This window comes from Exiguobacterium sp. s59 (genome assembly GCF_018617475.1).
Lineage (GTDB): Bacteria > Bacillota > Bacilli > Exiguobacteriales > Exiguobacteriaceae > Exiguobacterium > Exiguobacterium aestuarii.
The window spans coordinates 242,511-260,231 of sequence record NZ_JACSKG010000001.1 but is presented as its reverse complement, the minus strand read 5'-3'; the positions used below and the strand labels follow the sequence as shown (position 1 = coordinate 260,231).

Genomic DNA, 17,721 nt, shown 5'->3' with positions numbered 1-17,721 from the left:
CTCAGATTCGTCGCAGCATGGTAGTAGTTTATATTCAAGATTCTATAATTTTTATAACCATTATCGAAAAAATCTGACGACCTGTCAAAGGTTGTAGGTTATTTTCCTCAAAAACTATTCAAAAACGGGAAGCATATGCTTCCCGTTTAAAAATTAGTCTTCGTATCGGATGAGTGAGAAGATGTCATATCCTTCAAGACGCTCACGTCCGCCGAGTCCGTCGAGTTCAATCAAGAACCCGATTCCTGCTACAACTCCACCGAGCTGCTCAATCATTTTGATGGTCGCTTCAATCGTTCCACCTGTCGCGAGCAAGTCATCCAAGATGACGACTTGTTGTCCCGGCTTGATTGAATCTTTGTGCATCGTTAAGATGTCCGTTCCGTACTCGAGACCGTATGATACACGTACTGTCTCACGTGGTAACTTTCCTTCTTTACGAACTGGTACAAATCCGAGCTCGAGTGCGTACGCTGCCGGGCAACCGACGACAAATCCGCGCGCCTCTGGTCCAGCAATCAACTCTGCCCCACGCTCACGTGCATAAGCGACGAGCTCGTCTACTGATTTCTTGTAGACTTCGCCATCTTGCATAAGTGACGTGATATCTTTGAAGCTGATTCCTTCTTTCGGATAATCTGCTACTTCTTTAATATGCTGTTTGAAATCCATTTTATGTGTATGCCTCCTGCATCTTGTTCGATCGCAACGATTGTAACCGCTCTTTGAGCTCTGCCAATGACGCATAAACGAAACGTTCTTCGAGTTGTTGGCGCCCAATCCGGCGTTGATAGCACGGCGCTTCGGTCAAATCGCGTTTCGGTGCTTCTGGATTGACTCCAGGCAGTCCGTCTTCCATTGTAACAAGAAATTCGAGTTCAGAGAATACTTGATGCATAAATTGAATCGTATTTTTTGACCATTTTCGTTCTTTTGACAGACGAATCAGGTTTTCACGTAGATTTTTCCGTTCACATGTCGCCATGTGCACGTAATACGTTCGGAAATCCTCACGTGACGGGAGACGCTCGAAGAACGAGTCACCTTGACCGAAGGCGCAATAGATTCGCTCGACACCCTCGTGAAGTTTTTCTGCAAGAACCTCTTCATCGTCAGGTAGGTCGAGTAAGACGACGAAACGATTGAGTGGTTCATCTCCTTCATGAAGTGGATAATCTTCGGCTGTTCCTTGGAACGACAAGAACGACGTATGTTCTTTCGGCAAGTCTTTCAACTCTTGTACCGACTTTTTCTTCCCGCGGTAATCGAACACCTGGAAGTCATCGACACGTAAATCTTGAATCATGAGCTGAGGTTTTCGCATCCCGTTCCACTCGTTCACTTGAAGACTGCCCATCACCGAGATGTGAGCCATCTGCGAGATTTCAGAGACAACGTGTCCGAACCCGAAGCCGATGCCATCGAGTTCACGCTTGTCTCCAGCGAGCTGTACTTTCAAATGTGTCGCGTCACGTCCGATTTGACGAATATCGCGCAGTTTGGCATCCGCAACGACGACCCGTGGAGACGGGTTCCCCATGCCGAACGGTGCCAGTTTCGCGATCTCGGAGATGAGATCGAGCGAGACGTCATTGACCGTCAGTTTCAAATCGACATTGACCCGTGGCACGAATACATCGTCTGGAATCCCTTCTGCTTGACGATTCAACCGTTCACGCAATTCAGCGACGTTCTCGGACTGAAGCGTCATCCCTGCAGCTGCCGGGTGTCCCCCGAAGTGCGGCAAGATGTCTTCGTTCTTCGAGAGTTCTTTAAACAAGTCAAACCCGTCAATCGACCGGCCTGAACCTTTTGCCTTCCCTGTTTCCGGGTCGTGGCAAAGGAGGATGACCGGACGATAGTACGCCTCGACAAGACGAGAGGCGACGATTCCGACCACACCCGGGTTCCACTTCTCGCTCGCGACGACGAGTACACGGTCCTCGGTCATGGACGCTTCGACGAGTTCCTTCGCTTCAGCGGTGATTGTTTTGACGATATCTTGACGCTCTTTATTTTGCTTATCGAGTTGCTTCGCAAGTTCGAGCGCTTCCTCGACATGTTCGGCAAGGAGCATTTGTAGCGCTGGCATCGCCGAATCGAGACGTCCTGCCGCATTGATCCGCGGACCGAACGCAAAACCGACGGATTCTTCGTTCAACACGCTATCGCCGAGCCCACATACTTCACGTAACGCCAAAATGCCTGGTCGTTTCGAAGCTTCGAGTGCCGCGATTCCTTTTTTTGCGAGCAATCGGTTTTCGCCGTCGAGTGGGACGAGGTCAGCGATTGTTCCGAGGACAGCCAAATCCAGCAATTCCTCTGGCATTCTTCCTAAGACGGCATGTGCCACCTTCAGCGCGACCCCCGCACCGGCGAGCTTATCGTATGGATATCTCGGATCGATGTGCGGATGGATGATCGCATACGCGTCCGGGAGTGTCTCTTTCGGCTCATGGTGGTCGGTAATGATCAAATCGACACCGAGGTCTTTTAAGAGCGTCGCTTCTTCAATCCCTGAAATTCCACAGTCCACTGTGATCACCAAGGTGAAGCCTTCGTTCGCTGCCCATTGGAACGCTTCCTTGTTCGGTCCATACCCTTCTGTGAAGCGGTTCGGGATGTAGCATTCGGCCATGACACCAATCTCGGTCAGAGCGTGCCACATGACCGAAGATGCGCTGACACCATCGACATCGTAGTCTCCATAGATGAGTACCATCTCACCCTCGTCCGCCGCTTGCTTGATGCGGGCTACGACTTTCTCCATCTGCTCGAATAAATACGGGTCATGAAAGACGAGTTCATCCTCGGCATACAAGAATGCCTTGGCCGCTTCTACGTCCTGATGACCTCGCTGAACGAGTAACGTCGCCAGTTGTGCTGATATATTTAATTCGTTTTGTAAACGTGTGACGTCGTCCGGGTTCGTTTCCGGGTAGAGCCACTGTTTCTTCGAATGGTACATGTCCTTCACTCCAATCAATTGTAGATTATAGCAGACCGCGTGAAAGATGTGCCGTCTTGACATTTAAAAAGGTCTCCCGTTTGAAGGGAGACCCACTCGTTACGCCTCTGTGACCGGCGTATCTTTTTTCTTGTTGATGGTCGTACGTTTGATTAACAACCACAAGTATGACGCGATGAAGATAGATGAGTACATCCCCATGAAGAGCCCGATGATCAATGCGAGCGAGAAGCTTCGAATCGATTCGGCACCGAACGCGTACAAGGCAATGGCCGTCACGAGTACCGTGATGACGGTGTTGACCGAACGGACAATCGTATCTTGAATCGATTTATTGATGATTGACTCATACACATCCATCGAACGGATCTTCCGTTCTTTTTCATACGACGTGATATTCTCCCGGACGCGGTCGAACGTAACAATCGTATCGTTGACGGAATAACCGATGATCGTCAGGATTGCTGCGATGAAGTATAGGTTGACCTCAATCCCAAAGAGCGAAAACGCGACGATCATGAAGAACGCATCGTGTAGCATCGCCACCACGGTCGCGACCGCATAAGAGAATTGGAAACGGACCGTGATGTACAAGATGATCCCGATTGAAGCAACGGCTACCGCGTACAAGGCGTTCTTCGCCAAGTCACGACCGACTTGAGCCGACACGGTGCTGATGTTCGGGTCGTTACCGAACTGCTCCGTGAACGCCGTCTTGACGCTCGCGACTTCCTCTTGACCTAGTTGTCCGACGAACGTCACATATGCCAAACGACCTTCGTCGGCATATTGGACGCTCGAGATTTCTTGGTCAATCCCTGCATCATTGAACGCTTGCGTAAACTCTTCTTGTGAGACACGCTCTTCTGTTAATACCTCGACACGTGTTCCTGAAGCGAAGTCGATCCCAAGGTTCAATCCTCGGAAGAACAAGAGACCGATTCCGAGAACGACGATTGCCGTCGAGACTAAGAACATCGTGCGCATATGTTTGACGTAATTCCATTCAGTAAGCTTAAAGTTCACGGATTTCACTCTCCTTCACACCAAACCATCCTTTACGTTTGTCGAACAGACGACTTGAGACAAGGAGGTGCATCAAATAACGTGAGATGAATACGTTCGAGATGAACGTCATCCCGATCGAGATCATGAGCATGACGGCGAATCCTTTGACCGAGCTTTGTCCGAAATAGAACAAGACCGCAGCTGAGATGAGCGTCGTCAAGTTGGCATCGATGATTGTACTGAGCGACCGGCGGTTACCGGCACGGAACGCCGATAAGACTGACTTCCCGGAGCGCAGTTCGTCTTTGATTCGTTCCGCCGTAATGATGTTCGCATCGACGGCCATCCCGACCCCAAGGACGAGTGCTGCAATCCCCGGGAGCGTCAAGACCGCGTTAATCCCATTGAAGAACAGCATGATCAAGTTGATATACAAGACAAGTGTGATGATCGACACGAGTCCTGGTAGACGATAGAAGAACAACATGAAGATGAATACGGCAATGATCCCGATAGAAGCGGCAAACACCGTCTCTTCTAATGCGTCTTGACCGAACTGAGCCGATACCGACGTCGAGTAGATTTCATCGAGTTTAACCGGGAGCGCCCCTGCGTTCAAGATGTCGGCGAGGCGTTGTCCGCTCTCCGCATCGATCCCGCCACCAGAGATGATGGCTTTGTCTGACAAGATCGGTCCATTAACAGAAGCGTCGGATACGATTTTCGAGTTCTCTTTTTGAATCTCTTCCTCGTATGTGTCGCCTTCTTCGTAATCGAGCCAGATGACAAGACGGTTCTCAGGAGCAGGACGTTGCGAGATTTCTGACGTCACTTCACCAAACTGATCGGCTGACTGTAGCGTCAACTCAACGACAGGTTGTCCTTGCTGGTTGTAGCTAAGAGCCGCACCACGTGGCGCCAAATCTTTCCCGTCGAGCAAGACGTTGTCGTTCACGTCACGGAACGTCAATTGCGCCGTAGACGAGATGACTTCGCGCGCTTCGTTTTGGTTCGACACGCCAGCGAGCTGGACACGGATTCGGTTGTTTTCTTCGATTCGAACGTCCGGTTCGGATACCCCGAGGACGTTGATTCGGTTGTTGATGGCGCGAACGGTTGCATTCATCGCCGACTCGTCGATGACGTCGCCGTCTTCGAGCGGTTGTACTTCATACAAAACTTCGAATCCACCTTTTAAGTCGAGTCCGAGGTTCGTGTTCTTGACGACCCAAGGTGTCGAGAACACAGCGAGCAGGATTGTCGCAATCATGATGATTGCAAAAATCGCAATATTGCCTTTTTTGTACATACGACTATTTCCTTTCTAAACCACTGTTCTTGATATAACTTCTCTCGTTAACATTACAAATTTTCTAAACATTTATCAATCATTTTCCTAAAATTGTAACGTCTCTTCACTGAAATACCGCCTTAATTTGCGTATAAGACTAAATGTTGCACAAGGGCAAAACTTCATGTATGATGTAGCTATCATCACAACATCAAAGGAGTCTTACCACATGGACAGCACAATTATTTTTGCGTTCCTCCTCACCTTGTTCGCAGGTCTTGCGACAGGGATCGGGAGTATGATCGCATTCTTTGCGAAACGGACGAACACAGCCTTCTTGTCCATCTCTCTCGGATTTTCTGGAGGCGTCATGATTTACGTATCATTCATCGAGATTTTTCCGAAAGCGCTCGTGGAGCTCGTTGGCGCACACGGGGAATACACCGGAACGATTTACACCGTTCTCGCTTTCTTCGGAGGGATGTTCCTGATTGGAATGATTGATAAGTTCATTCCGAAAATGGAGAATCCACACGAGGTCAAATTCGTCGAATCGATGCAGAATGACCCGTCAACGCAAGAATTGGCGACGACAGCGACAAACGAATCGGCCGCGATCAATCATCCCGAGACACAAAATCGCTTAAAGAAAATGGGAATCTTCATGGCACTCGCCATCGGGATTCACAACTTCCCGGAAGGACTCGCGACGTTCATCTCGGCGCTCGATGACCCAGCCGTAGGTGTAGCCATCGCCATCGCCATCGCGTTGCATAACATTCCAGAAGGGATTGCCGTCTCCGTTCCGATTTATTATGCGACAGGGTCACGGAAGAAGGCGTTCAAGCTTTCCATGTTATCCGGTCTCGCCGAGCCAGCTGGAGCCGCAATTGGATTTTTAATTCTCATGCCGTTCTTGAACGACACGGTCTTCGGGCTGTTGTTTGCAGCAGTCGGCGGGATCATGGTATTCATCTCGCTCGATGAGTTGCTCCCTGCGGCCCGTGAGTATGGGCATGCCCATCATTCGATGTACGGAATGGTCGCCGGGATGATCGTCATGGCGACGAGTCTCATCCTATTAATGTAACGAGCAATGCCCTGACGCCTCGCGTCAGGGCATTTATTATCTCGTTTTAAACACATGGACGACATCTTTTAATTCGGACGACATATGACTCATCGTCTCAGCGATACTATTGATTTCCTGAATGGTCGCGAGTTGCTCCTCGACATTGGCCCCCGCTTCTTCGACACTTCGTTGCGTCGAGACCGCATTCGTAGACATATCCTCGACCGAAACAGCGACTTCTGTTGTATTCGCACTCACTTCTTCCGTCGCCGCTGCAATCTCACTCATCTGACGCGACGTCTCCTCGATGACCGATACGATCTCACGGAACGCTGAGGCGACTTCCCCCATTTGGGATACCCCACTCTCGACATGCACGCTCGATTCTTCGAACGCCGACTCCACTTGTTCCGTGTCACGCTGGATGTCCCGGACGACAGTCTGAATTTGAATGGCAGATTGCTTCGATTCTTCGGCGAGCTTACGTACCTCAGCCGCGACGACTGCAAATCCTTTTCCATGTTCACCGGCGCGTGCCGCCTCAATGGCCGCATTGAGGGCAAGCAAATTCGTCTGTTCCGTGATGGCGGTGATCGAACGGGTGATCTTTTCAATTTCAAGCGATTGGTTTGAAAGACGGGTCACCATCTGTTGTGTCAGCTCATTGGCACGACGAATCTCCTGCATCCGTTTCTCCGCTAATTGAACGGTCTCAAGTCCACCGTTTGCCGCTTCAAGTGTATGAATCGTCTGTTCGTTCACCCCTTGTGAGGCTGCCGCAATCTGATTCAATCCATCGACCGCTTGATTCACTCCAATCGTCCCTTCCTCTGCTCGTTTAGACGATCCTTGGGCCGCAACGTTCATCTCTTCGAACAGACGTGAGACACCTTGGGTCGTCGTCGCGACATGGTCCGTGCTCGCGTAAAGTTCTTCAGAATAGGCTGTTACTTTATCTGAGGCTTCACCCACTCGACGAATCAATCCGACGAGGTTGTGTTTCATCTCGTTGAATGCCGTGACAAGATCGCCGAGCTCATCGTTCGAGGCGACCTCAATATCCTCTCCTGTCAAATCGCCGCCTGCCATGATTCGCGCTTGACGGCCAAGTCGATTGATCGGTTTCAAGAAGAGACGTTGCAAGGCAAGCAAGGACAGAATGCCAATCACCACGCCTACAACGCTAATGACAAGCATCCAAAGGATTGAACTTTCCGCCTCGGCCTGTACGGCTTTCGTCTCGGACGCGAGGAGTTCTCCTTTGTATTCGACAAGGTCCGTCACCGTCATCCGAACACGGTCCGTCGTCGGGGTCACGCTCGTATTCAATACCGTCTTGTAGCCGATCTCATCTTGTTGTTGGCGAAGTTCGATGGCACGAGTCATCTCACGGTCCAACAGTTCATTAAACTTCTCTAAATCCCCTAACCAAGACAAGACCTTTTCATCTGAAGACGATGCCTTGAGTGCTGACATTAATTCGTCACGCTGTTCCTGGACACTTTGTAGACTGATGAGTGTTTTCGGGTTGGCGACGAGCATATAGTAGTTTAAATAACGTTCTGCATCGGTCACCGCGAGCGACAGATTTTCCGCCAACAGCATCTCTTGCGTCCCTTCGTTCAGGACTCGGTCGTAAGCAGCAGTTGATTGTCTCAACTGGTATGACCCGAGTGCTCCGACGAGAACGAGCGCGATGATCGTCGGAATCAGCGCAATCGACATCCGTCTTCTGAGAGACGAACGCCCCTTCTGTTTGTTGCTATTTCGCTTCCACGTCCACCCTTTCCACTTCTTCATCGGTCGTACAAATCGTTTCACGTCCATGTCATTTGTGCTCCTTCATCTCGAATTTCTTCTCAATTTGACATTAATGCAAACGTTTTCACGATTCAAACCGATTTTTCGAAATGAGGTGGATGAATTATCAGATTGACATACTTTGTCAAAAAACAGACGTTTTCAACTAAAAAAAGCGTCCGACCATAATGGTCAGACGCTTACTTGCTTATTCCTCAAATGAGGCATTCGCTTTTTTCACGACTTCCGCAACTGCGCTTCGGTTGAAACGGAGAAGCGATTGATCGCATTTCAAAACGACATGTGTGTCTTCGATTTGATGAACGACGCCGTGTAAACCGCCGATTGTGACAACGCTGTCGCCACGCTCGAGGGCGTTTTGCATCGCTTGTACTTCTTTTTGGCGTTTCGTCTGTGGACGAATCAACAAGAAGTAAAATACGACGAAAATCAAGATCATTGGTAATAACGCAACGATTGTTTCCATGAGTAACATTCACCCTTTCCTTCAATATCAGGTTCATTATACCGTGAAACTGAAGCATTGTCACACAATGTCCGACACGTTTGCTTAGAAATTCTTCGCGTTCGGCTTGTTGTAGCCGTATTCTTCGAAGAACTCTTCTTTGAAATCGAGCAAACGGTCTTCGCGAATCGCTTGACGAACCTGCTCCATCAACTTCACGAGGAAGTGAAGGTTATGTGTCGTACATAAGTGAAGGCCAAACATCTCGTCCGCACGAATCAAGTGATGGACATACGCACGCGAGTAATTCTTACACGTGTTGCAGTCACACTTCTCATCGATCGGACCGAAGTCTGTCTTATACTTCGCCTGCTTGATCGTGACACGACCTTTTGATGTCATGAGCGTCCCGTTCCGTGCAATCCGTGTCGGGAGGACACAGTCGAACATATCGATCCCACGAATCGATCCTTCAATCAATGCATCCGGTGAACCGACACCCATCAAATAGCGCGGTTTGTTTTCCGGCATGAGCGGCGTCGTGAACTCGAGAGCACGATACATGACGTCTTTCGGTTCACCGACCGAGAGTCCACCGACCGCATATCCTGGGAAATCAAGTGAGACGAGGTCTTGTGCGCTTTGACGACGAAGGTCCTCATATTCGCCACCTTGGATGATGCCGAAGAGGGCTTGGTCTTCTGGACGTTCATGTGCCTCAAGGCAACGTTCTGCCCAGCGGCTCGTACGCTCGACCGATTTTTTCATGTATTCATGTGTCGCCGGGTAAGGCGGGCACTCGTCGAATGCCATCATGATATCCGACCCGAGCGCATTTTGAATCTCCATCGCCTTCTCCGGTGACAAGAACAACTTGTCGCCGTTCAAGTGGTTACGGAAATGGACGCCTTCTTCTTGAATGTTCCGAAGGTCGGCAAGCGAGAACACTTGGAATCCGCCCGAGTCCGTGAGAATCGCACCATCCCAGTTCATGAACTTATGAAGACCACCAGCTTGTTTGATGACCTCATGTCCTGGGCGAACCCACAAATGGTACGTGTTCGACAAGATGATGTTCGCACCCATGTCCTTGACTTGCTCTGGTGCCATCGTCTTGACGCTCGCTTGTGTCCCTACTGGCATAAAGACCGGTGTCTCGAACGACCCGTGCGGCGTATGGACGATTCCGTGCCGCGCTCCCGTCTGTTTACATGTGTGAATGTGTTCGTATGTGACTGCATGTTTTGTCATTTTGTTACTTCCTTCCTCGTGATGAGCATCGCGTCTCCAAAACTGAAGAAGCGGTATCGTTCTGCGACCGCAGTCCGATAAGCGTGTAAGATGATGTCGCGCGTCGCGAATGCCGAGACGAGCATGACGAGCGTCGATTTAGGGAGATGGAAGTTTGTAATCAATCCATCGATCGCCTTCAACTCGACTCCAGGATAAATAAAGATGTCCGTCCAGCCCGATGACTCGACGAAGTCTCCATGGTCTCGCATAATCGTTTCAAGTGTACGTGTTGACGTCGTACCGACCGCAAAGATGCGACCGCCCTTCGTCCGCACATCTCGGAGCGCGGCTGCCGATGCCTCGGACAACTCGAAATATTCACTATGCATCGTATGTTCTTCGATTGAATCAGCCGTCACCGGACGGAACGTACCGAGACCGACGTGAAGCGTGAGCGGGATCAAGCGAACCCCTTTCGCCTTCGCTGCCTCGAGCAGTTCTTCGGTGAAATGAAGACCCGCTGTTGGAGCGGCTGCACTACCTCGTTCACGCGCATAGACCGTCTGATAACGATCTTGGTCGTCAAGTTGCTCGCGGATGTATGGTGGGAGCGGCATCGTTCCGAGCTCGTCTAAAATCTCGTAGAAGATTCCGTCGTAGTCAAACTTGAAACGACGGCCCCCTTCCGGAAGTTCTTCGACACATTCCGCGCGGAGAAGTCCGTCCCCGAACTCGACGATGGAACCGACGCGAACTTTTTTCGCTGGTTTGACGAGTGCTTCCCACACATCGTCCTCCGTCTGCTTCAACAAGAGTAACTCGACTTTCCCGCCTGTTTCTTGTTTCGCTCCGAAAAGACGAGCGGGTAAGACGCGCGAATCGTTGACGACGAGCGCATCTCCCTCGTTCAAGTAATCGAGCACGTCACGGAAATGACGATGCTCGATGTCTCCTGTCTCACGGTCCAATACGAGCAGACGTGAGCTCGTCCGATCGAGCAACGGAACTTGCGCGATCAACTCTTCTGGCAATTCAAAATCATAATCGTTTACGTTCAATTGAATGTCTTGCATACCTTACTCCTCTTCCTCTTCATAACCAAAATGCGACTTGGCAAACTGTGTGATCATCCGTCCTCGCGGCGTACGCTGCAAGAACCCTTGTTGAAGTAAATATGGCTCATAGACGTCCTCGATTGTCTGAGCATCCTCACCGATCGTTGCGGCGAGCGTCTCGAGTCCGACCGGTCCACCCCCGAATCGCTCCACCATGGCTCGAAGCAATCGGTGGTCGACTTCATCGAGCCCGAGCGCATCGACGTGTAGACGGTCGAGCGCATCAGATGCGAGCACAGGGTCGATTTCTTTCGTCCCGGCTACCTGCGCGAAGTCACGGACTCGACGCAAGAGACGGTTTGCAATTCGTGGCGTCCCTCGTGAACGCTTCGCAATCGCGCCGCTCGCTTCAGGTGAAATCGAAAGGCGGAACAGCTGGGCCGTCCGACTGACAATTGCCGCGAGTTCATGCGCCTCATAATATTCGAGCTTCAACGTGACCCCGAAACGGTCCCGAAGCGGCGCCGATAACATCCCGGCACGCGTCGTCGCCCCGACGAGCGTGAACGGTGGCAAGTCGATGCGGACGCTTCGTGCCATCTCTCCTTGTCCGTAGACGATATCGAGACAATAGTCTTCCATCGCCGGATAAAGAATCTCCTCAATCGTCCGGCTCAAGCGGTGAATCTCATCGATAAACAAGACGTCACCTGGCTCAAGAGTCGAGAGAATTGCCGCCAAATCACCCGGTCGCTCAATCGCCGGTCCGGCTGTCGTCTTGATCCCGACACCCATCTCGTTGGCGATGATTTGCGCGAGCGTCGTCTTCCCGAGTCCCGGCGGTCCGTATAACAGGACGTGGTCGAGCGTCTCACTGCGAAGTTTGGCGGCCTGGATGAAGACCGACAAATTGCCTTTCGCCTTTTCTTGCCCGATATATTGCTCGAAGCGCTGCGGACGTAAGCTCCACTCTTCAGAGTCTTCATATTGCTGATGAGATTGTGACAACAATCGTTCGTCCATAGCTTCCTCCTTATTTCAATAACAGCTGTAGCGCGCGTTTTATGTACGCGTCGGTCGTCAAGATCTCTCCGCTCAATGCTTTGCGGACTTTCGCGATCTCTCGTTCAGAATATCCGAGGGCGACGAGCGCCTCACACGCCTCGTCGAGTTCAGACGCACCTTGCGCGAACAACCCTTCGTTCGGCACATAATCCGGTGCAAGCTCGGATAGCTTTCCTTTCAAGTCGAGTGCCATCTGTTTGGCCGTCTTCTTCCCGACTCCCGGGAACTTAGTCAAATACTTCTCGTTCTCGGTTTCAATCGCATCGATCAACGCGTCGATATCACCCGAGGCGACGATGGCGAGTGCCCCTTTTGGTCCGATGCCGCTGACACTAAGGAGTTTATTGAAAAGCTCCCGTTCCCGGCGTGACCGGAAACCGTATAGCGTCTGTTGATCTTCACGGACGTAATGATGCGTAAACACGATTACATGTTCGTCTTGTTCACGATAAAAAAACGGGTTAGGCACATGTACTTTGTAGCCGACGCCCGAGACATCTAACGTTATATATTCCGCACACACATAGGCGACGGGTCCTTTTACGAATTCAATCACGGTGTACTCTCCTTTTCGGTCGGAAAAACTGCATTTATTGTACCATAACGAGCCATATGAAAAAAGGACAGGCGTTTGCCTGTCCTGAAGCGATTAACGTCCGAGCATGCGTTCAAGTGCGCGTTTTGACCATTCTGTCGTATCAGCATCGACACGAATCACGTTGACAGGATCCGTCTCGAGCGACTCGAGCGCCCAAAGCAGATGTTGCAAGTCGATTCGGTTCATCGTCAGACACGGACACATGAACGGGTTCAACGAGACGATATCGAGGTGCGGGTATGTTGCCGCTAACCGGTTCACGAGGTTCATCTCGGTCCCGACCGCCCATTTCGTTCCCGGTGCACTCGCATCAATCTTGTCGATGATATACGACGTCGAGCCGGCCTCATCCGATGCCTGAACGACGTCAAACGTACATTCCGGATGGACGATGATACGACGATCCGGTTCGCGCTCACGGAATGCTTGAATTTGCGACACCGTGAACTTCTCGTGAACGGAGCAGTGTCCTTTCCACAAGATGACCTTCACTTGCTCGTCATCCCCCTCGGCGACCAATTCTTCACGGAGCGGATCCCATACGGCCATCGCCTCGAGCGGGATCCCGAGATCGTATGCCGTATTCCGTCCGAGGTGTTGATCTGGAAGGAACAAGATGCGTTCGCCTGCCTCAAGCGCCCAACGGACGATTTCATGTGCATTGGACGATGTGACGGTCGCCCCGCCGTGACGCCCGACGAACGCTTTGATGGCCGCCGTTGAATTGACATATGTGATTGGGATGATCCCATCCCCGAATCGTTCCGTCAGTTCTTCCCACGCAATCTCTGTCTGATCGATATCGGCCATGTCTGCCATTGAACAGCCGGCGCGCATGTCGGGCAAAACAACAATTTGGTCATCCCGTGTCAACATGTCTGCCGTCTCTGCCATGAAATGCACACCACAGAAGACGATGAATTCCGCTTCGCTCATCTGTTCCGCGAGCCGTGCGAGCTGGAGCGAATCTCCTGTCGCGTCCGCGAACTGGACGACCTCGTCTTTTTGATAATGATGCGCCGGTAAGAAGAGACGTGTCCCGAGTCGATCTTTGACCGCCTGAATCCGTGTCTCCATTTCCTCCACCGACAGATTAGCGTACGTCGGTGGGAGTGTTCCGAGTAGTTGCATATTTCATTCCTCCTTGTAAGTTCATACTACAGTCGAGCGCTCGCACTGAATGGGTCAATTGACCGAGCGAGATGACATCAATCCGAATCCCTCGATAGTCGGCAATCGTGTCGAGCGTGATGCCGCCGGATACTTCGATCGTGATATGGTTCGGGATATGACGCACCCATTCTCGTAATTCATCTGGTGTCCGATTATCGAGCATTACAATATTCGGATTCACTTGAATCGCTTGTACGAGTTGGTCGAACGATTCGACCTCGACCTCGATCGGCGTCGTATGCCCTACTTTCGAGCGCGCCGCGTGAACGGCTTCTGCCACACCGCCGAGGGCGACGATATGATTGTCTTTGATCATGACGGCATCGTCGAGCCGAAGCCGATGGTTATAACCCCCGCCGACACGAACCGCATATTTCTCAAGCATCCGAAGTCCCGGTGTCGTCTTGCGTGTATCCGTGACATGAATCGAGTCGTCACCGAGCGCATCGACGCACTGCCGGGTCATCGTCGCAATCCCGCTCATCCGCTGAATCACATTCAATAGGACGCGTTCTGTCTCTAAAAGGACACGGGTCTTTCCTTTCAAGACGATGAGTACATCGCCTGGTGCAATTCGACTTCCGTCTTCTTGACAAGCCACTAAGTCGAGTTGCTGCATGATCGCGAGTTCACGGACGATCGGTTTTCCGCAGAAAACGCCATGCTCTTTCGCGATGACAGTCGCGACTGACTCGTCCCGTTCATCGATCAGTTCACTCGACAAATCACCATATCCGATATCCTCAATCAGAAACTGTCGCAGCTGTTCGCGTAGATAAATCGTGTTCATCGTACCTCTCCATTTCGAGGATGCTTTGCGCGAGAAGGCGCGCCGCATCGAGTTGTAAAGTTTGTTCACTTAATTGTCTTGTCACGTGTTTCGTCAAGGTCAACGTTTGGGTATTTTGTAAGAAACATTTCATTTCATCCAAGTTCGGTGAAATCGTCAACCATTTGCCGATTTGATGACGAAACGCCTGAAACGTTTTAGGTGAGATGTCATACACCATCACATCGCTCGTCGCTAAGGATGCATCGTTCACCTGAATCGCCTCGGCGACACGTTTTCCGAACACCCAACATTCCAAGAGTGAGTTCGATGCCAGTCGATTCGTTCCGTGTACACCCGTATCCGCCACTTCCCCGACGGCGTATAGGCCATCGACGTCCGTTCGACCCGATTCATCCACTTCGATTCCACCCATATGAAAATGAAGCCCTGGGCGAACGGGGATTTGTCGAAGGTCGATTCCTAGCTTGTCACACGTCGCAACGAGTTTTGGGAAGCGGTCACGCAGTCGCTTCACCTTTGTCGTATCGAGAAAGACGAGTCCGACATGGTCTGTCAGGACGCGCGCCACCACATCGCGAGGAGCGAGACTTCCGAGTGGGTCATGCGCCATCACGTGGTTACCGGATGCATCGACAAGCTTGGCACCGGCACCACGGAGCGCTTCGGTGACGAGATGTGGTTCCTCGGCAGCAAGTAATGTCGGATGAAATTGAATCCGTTGTAAGTGCGTCAGCTTCGCCCCGCATCGGTTCGCCAAGACAAGCCCGTCACCGGTCACCGTCTTGGCGTTCGAGGTCCAATCGATCAGACCACCAATTCCACCTGTAGCGAGAATGACTGCACCGGCCTCCAACTGGAGCATTTCCTCATGGTGAAAGGCTAGCGCACCGACAACACGCCCTTCCTTCATCACAAGGTCATGGACGAGAACATGCTCTAGAATGCTGACATTGTCCGGTAACGACCGACGTAACTGTCGCATCACATGTCGACCCGTCTCGTCACCCCCGGCATGAAAGATGCGATGCAACTGGTGTGCCCCTTCTCGTCCTAGGGCATATCCGTCTTCGTCACGATCGAAGCGGACACCGAACCGTTCCATCTCTTCAATCGCTCGACGACCTTCTTTTACGAGAATGTCGACACGTTCTGAGCACGATGTCCTGTTCGAAGCAAGCATCGTGTCTTCTTTATGTGCCTCACTCGTCTCCTCTAGATACGAGCTCGCAATGCCTCCTTGTGCCAAATCAGAGTTCGTCGACGTCACCTCACCCTTTGAGACGAGGAGAACAGACAACGAGGATGGCACATGAAGCGCCGTCGCGACGGCAGCAAGTCCTGTTCCGATAATCAAAATGTCGGTTTTCTTTATCTGTAAAGACACTTGTATATCACCTGTTTTTCATATGTAATGTTGACTTGTAAACTAGTTTCGCATAATTTTGTGTAGAAGACAACATGAGAAAAGGGGAGTCCATGATGAACCGCTACTTCGACTACGCCGCTACACATCCTATGACACATGCAGCATTAGACCATTACGTGGCTATGGCCAAAAACGTTTATGGAAACCCATCATCACTCCACGCACACGGATATATGGCTGAAGACTATTTGACAGAGGCACGACGTTTGATCAAACAGGCGCTCGGGCTTGATATGTTACGAGGGAAATTATTATTCACCGGAAGTGGCTCGGAGAGTAATTACATCGCACTGACGAGCTTACGGAAACGAATGAAAGGGAAAGAAGTGATCACGTCCTGGCACGAACATGATTCGGTTGCCCTCTTACTTGAAGAATGGGAACGAGAAGGGGTCATCGTCCATCGGTTGAAACTGAAGGACGGAAAGTTTGATATGGATACGTTCACGCACTTACTTGACCGTGATATCGGACTCGTCACGCTTCAGCACGTCAATTCCGACACAGGTTGGGTGTTACCGCTCCACCATATCCAATGTCTTCTCAAATATAAGAAGATTCTCTTTCACGTGGACGGCGTACAGGCACTTGGGAAAATTCCCATCTCTGTGGAAGGAATCGATGCTTATTCGTTCAGTGCCCATAAGGTTGGGGGGCCAAAAGGAATCGGTGCCCTCTATATGGAACGCTTGATTCCACCACCTTACTACCCAGGTCATCATCAATATGGGATTCGCCCAGGTACGATCGATGTTCCCGGAATCAGCGCCTTCGTCAAAGCGCTCGGGGAACGTCAGGAGCAATTGACACGTTTTCAGAGAAATTTCATGGCATTTCGTGCTATCTTGAAAGAGAAGACGTCAGCGTATGTCCATTGGCTCGAGTTTGACGAACAAAGTCCCGCTATCTTCTCCTTCGTATCTCATCAACGCGATGGACAATGGTGGATGACCGAGCTCGACGATCTCGGGTTCCAAGTATCAGCCGGGTCCGCATGCCGCGCCGGTCAGAATGGACCGAACCGCATGCTTGAAGCACTCGGATATGAGACGAGCGCATGCCACGGACTCGTCCGCATTTCCTTCGGCGCGCAAACGACCGTCGAAGACACATCGGCCCTCGCCGATGCCATCGTCACTTTAGCAAGGAGAGTCGAACATCATGAACAAACGTTTAGCCGGTGAAGAACGCCGTCGCACTTTACTTCAATTGATCGAATCGAGCAATGAACCGATCACAGGATCTGAACTGGCGAGGCACGTATCTGTCAGTCGCCAAGTCATCGTCCAAGACTTGTCGCTCTTAAAAGCAAAAGGTCACCAAATCGTCGCGACCGCTCGAGGTTACGTCTATTTGCAGGGTGACCTCACCCCGTCTACTTATTCGAAAAAGGTGGCTTGTCGCCATACGGCAGAGGAGATGGAGGCAGAAATGAATGCTATCGTCGATGAAGGGGTCACCATCAAAGACGTCATCATCGATCACCCTGTTTACGGATCCATCACCGGACAACTCATGGTGAAGAGCCGACGTGACGTCCGTGCCTTCCTCGAGCGGGTTAAGGCGCACGGTGCCTCTCCGCTTTCTCAACTGACCGGAGGATTACACGTCCATACACTTGAAGCCGATCATCAAGAAGCAATCGATGCCGCCGTGAAAGAGCTCGACCGGCTCGGTATCCTCGTATCTGAATTAGATTGAAGAGACGTCACGAATATGTGACATCTCTTCTTTTTCTTTTCACTCATGTCCGTTATACTGATGGATGGAACA

Annotated in this window: 14 protein-coding genes and 1 pseudogene; 3 read left to right on the top strand and 12 right to left on the bottom strand. The window is 51.1% G+C overall.

The window, feature by feature from the left end:
* Positions 1-153: 153 nt before the first annotated feature.
* The 3 genes and pseudogenes from KNO91_RS01350 to secD form a co-directional block, all read right to left on the bottom strand.
* Complete coding sequence (locus KNO91_RS01350) at positions 154-672, bottom strand: adenine phosphoribosyltransferase (RefSeq protein ID WP_214702380.1); 519 nt, start codon at positions 670-672, stop codon at positions 154-156.
* A gap of 1 nt (position 673) precedes the next feature.
* Complete coding sequence (recJ, locus tag KNO91_RS01345) at positions 674-3,031, bottom strand: single-stranded-DNA-specific exonuclease RecJ (RefSeq protein ID WP_251126504.1); 2,358 nt, start codon at positions 3,029-3,031, stop codon at positions 674-676.
* Positions 3,032-3,067: 36 nt separating this feature from the next.
* Positions 3,068-5,285: pseudogene (gene secD / locus KNO91_RS15450) on the bottom strand (protein translocase subunit SecD).
* A gap of 211 nt (positions 5,286-5,496) precedes the next feature.
* Between secD and zupT the strand changes: the two are divergent.
* Entirely contained in the window at positions 5,497-6,357 is an 861-nt protein-coding gene (zupT, locus tag KNO91_RS01330) for a zinc transporter ZupT (protein ID WP_214794291.1), read from the top strand.
* Positions 6,358-6,393: 36 nt separating this feature from the next.
* Here the strand turns inward: zupT and KNO91_RS01325 are convergent, their stop codons facing one another.
* The 9 genes from KNO91_RS01325 to KNO91_RS01285 all read right to left on the bottom strand — a co-directional run bounded on the left by KNO91_RS01325 (position 6,394) and on the right by KNO91_RS01285 (position 15,906).
* The gene (locus tag KNO91_RS01325; protein WP_214794293.1) at positions 6,394-8,166 is read right to left on the bottom strand and encodes a methyl-accepting chemotaxis protein; all 1,773 of its coding nucleotides are present in this window, start codon (positions 8,164-8,166) and stop codon (positions 6,394-6,396) included.
* Between the two features lie 181 nt (positions 8,167-8,347).
* Positions 8,348-8,626, bottom strand: a complete 279-nt coding sequence (gene yajC / locus KNO91_RS01320) for a preprotein translocase subunit YajC (protein ID WP_031421435.1) — start codon at positions 8,624-8,626, stop codon at positions 8,348-8,350.
* An 84-nt stretch (positions 8,627-8,710) separates the two neighbouring features.
* The gene (tgt, locus tag KNO91_RS01315) at positions 8,711-9,856 is read right to left on the bottom strand and encodes a tRNA guanosine(34) transglycosylase Tgt (protein ID WP_214794295.1); all 1,146 of its coding nucleotides are present in this window, start codon (positions 9,854-9,856) and stop codon (positions 8,711-8,713) included.
* Positions 9,853-10,911 carry a tRNA preQ1(34) S-adenosylmethionine ribosyltransferase-isomerase QueA gene (queA, locus tag KNO91_RS01310; protein WP_271305087.1) on the bottom strand — a complete coding sequence of 353 codons (1,059 nt, stop codon included), beginning with the start codon at positions 10,909-10,911 and terminating at the stop codon, positions 9,853-9,855. Before queA ends, tgt begins: the two co-directional genes overlap by 4 nt.
* A 3-nt stretch (positions 10,912-10,914) precedes the next feature.
* Positions 10,915-11,916, bottom strand: a complete 1,002-nt coding sequence (gene ruvB, locus KNO91_RS01305; protein WP_214739730.1) for a Holliday junction branch migration DNA helicase RuvB — start codon at positions 11,914-11,916, stop codon at positions 10,915-10,917.
* A gap of 10 nt (positions 11,917-11,926) precedes the next feature.
* The gene (gene ruvA, locus KNO91_RS01300) at positions 11,927-12,514 is read right to left on the bottom strand and encodes a Holliday junction branch migration protein RuvA (RefSeq protein WP_015881166.1); all 588 of its coding nucleotides are present in this window, start codon (positions 12,512-12,514) and stop codon (positions 11,927-11,929) included.
* Between the two features lie 93 nt (positions 12,515-12,607).
* Positions 12,608-13,687: a quinolinate synthase NadA gene (gene nadA / locus KNO91_RS01295; RefSeq protein WP_214794296.1), complete on the bottom strand. Its 1,080-nt coding sequence runs from the start codon at positions 13,685-13,687 to the stop codon at positions 12,608-12,610.
* A complete protein-coding gene (nadC, locus tag KNO91_RS01290; protein WP_214815763.1) occupies positions 13,650-14,519 on the bottom strand; it encodes a carboxylating nicotinate-nucleotide diphosphorylase in 870 nt (289 codons plus the stop codon). Before nadC ends, nadA begins: the two co-directional genes overlap by 38 nt.
* Entirely contained in the window at positions 14,473-15,906 is a 1,434-nt protein-coding gene (locus KNO91_RS01285; protein ID WP_214815758.1) for an L-aspartate oxidase, read from the bottom strand. The genes nadC and KNO91_RS01285 overlap by 47 nt, the downstream gene beginning before the upstream one ends.
* Before the next feature lie 95 nt (positions 15,907-16,001).
* On the opposite strand from KNO91_RS01285, the gene KNO91_RS01280 reads away from it, so the two are divergent.
* Positions 16,002-17,132 carry a cysteine desulfurase family protein gene (locus KNO91_RS01280; RefSeq protein ID WP_214789300.1) on the top strand — a complete coding sequence of 377 codons (1,131 nt, stop codon included), beginning with the start codon at positions 16,002-16,004 and terminating at the stop codon, positions 17,130-17,132.
* Positions 17,110-17,649 carry a transcription repressor NadR gene (locus KNO91_RS01275; RefSeq protein ID WP_214789303.1) on the top strand — a complete coding sequence of 180 codons (540 nt, stop codon included), beginning with the start codon at positions 17,110-17,112 and terminating at the stop codon, positions 17,647-17,649. Before KNO91_RS01280 ends, KNO91_RS01275 begins: the two co-directional genes overlap by 23 nt.
* Positions 17,650-17,721 lie beyond the last annotated feature (72 nt).

Bases quoted from the DNA above. Each gene is read 5' to 3' on its own strand.
- nadA (WP_214794296.1), bottom strand. From the start codon at position 13,687: ATGCAACTACTCGGAACACTCCCACCGACGTACGCTAATCTGTCGGTG.
- zupT (WP_214794291.1), top strand. From the start codon at position 5,497: ATGGACAGCACAATTATTTTTGCGTTCCTCCTCACCTTGTTCGCAGGT.
- nadC (WP_214815763.1), bottom strand. From the start codon at position 14,519: ATGAACACGATTTATCTACGCGAACAGCTGCGACAGTTTCTGATTGAG.
- queA (WP_271305087.1), bottom strand. From the start codon at position 10,911: ATGCAAGACATTCAATTGAACGTAAACGATTATGATTTTGAATTGCCA.
- ruvB (WP_214739730.1), bottom strand. From the start codon at position 11,916: ATGGACGAACGATTGTTGTCACAATCTCATCAGCAATATGAAGACTCT.
- KNO91_RS01325 (WP_214794293.1), bottom strand. From the start codon at position 8,166: ATGGACGTGAAACGATTTGTACGACCGATGAAGAAGTGGAAAGGGTGG.
- KNO91_RS01275 (WP_214789303.1), top strand. From the start codon at position 17,110: ATGAACAAACGTTTAGCCGGTGAAGAACGCCGTCGCACTTTACTTCAA.
- tgt (WP_214794295.1), bottom strand. From the start codon at position 9,856: ATGACAAAACATGCAGTCACATACGAACACATTCACACATGTAAACAG.
- KNO91_RS01280 (WP_214789300.1), top strand. From the start codon at position 16,002: ATGAACCGCTACTTCGACTACGCCGCTACACATCCTATGACACATGCA.
- yajC (WP_031421435.1), bottom strand. From the start codon at position 8,626: ATGGAAACAATCGTTGCGTTATTACCAATGATCTTGATTTTCGTCGTA.
- KNO91_RS01350 (WP_214702380.1), bottom strand. From the start codon at position 672: ATGGATTTCAAACAGCATATTAAAGAAGTAGCAGATTATCCGAAAGAA.
- recJ (WP_251126504.1), bottom strand. From the start codon at position 3,031: ATGTCAAGACGGCACATCTTTCACGCGGTCTGCTATAATCTACAATTG.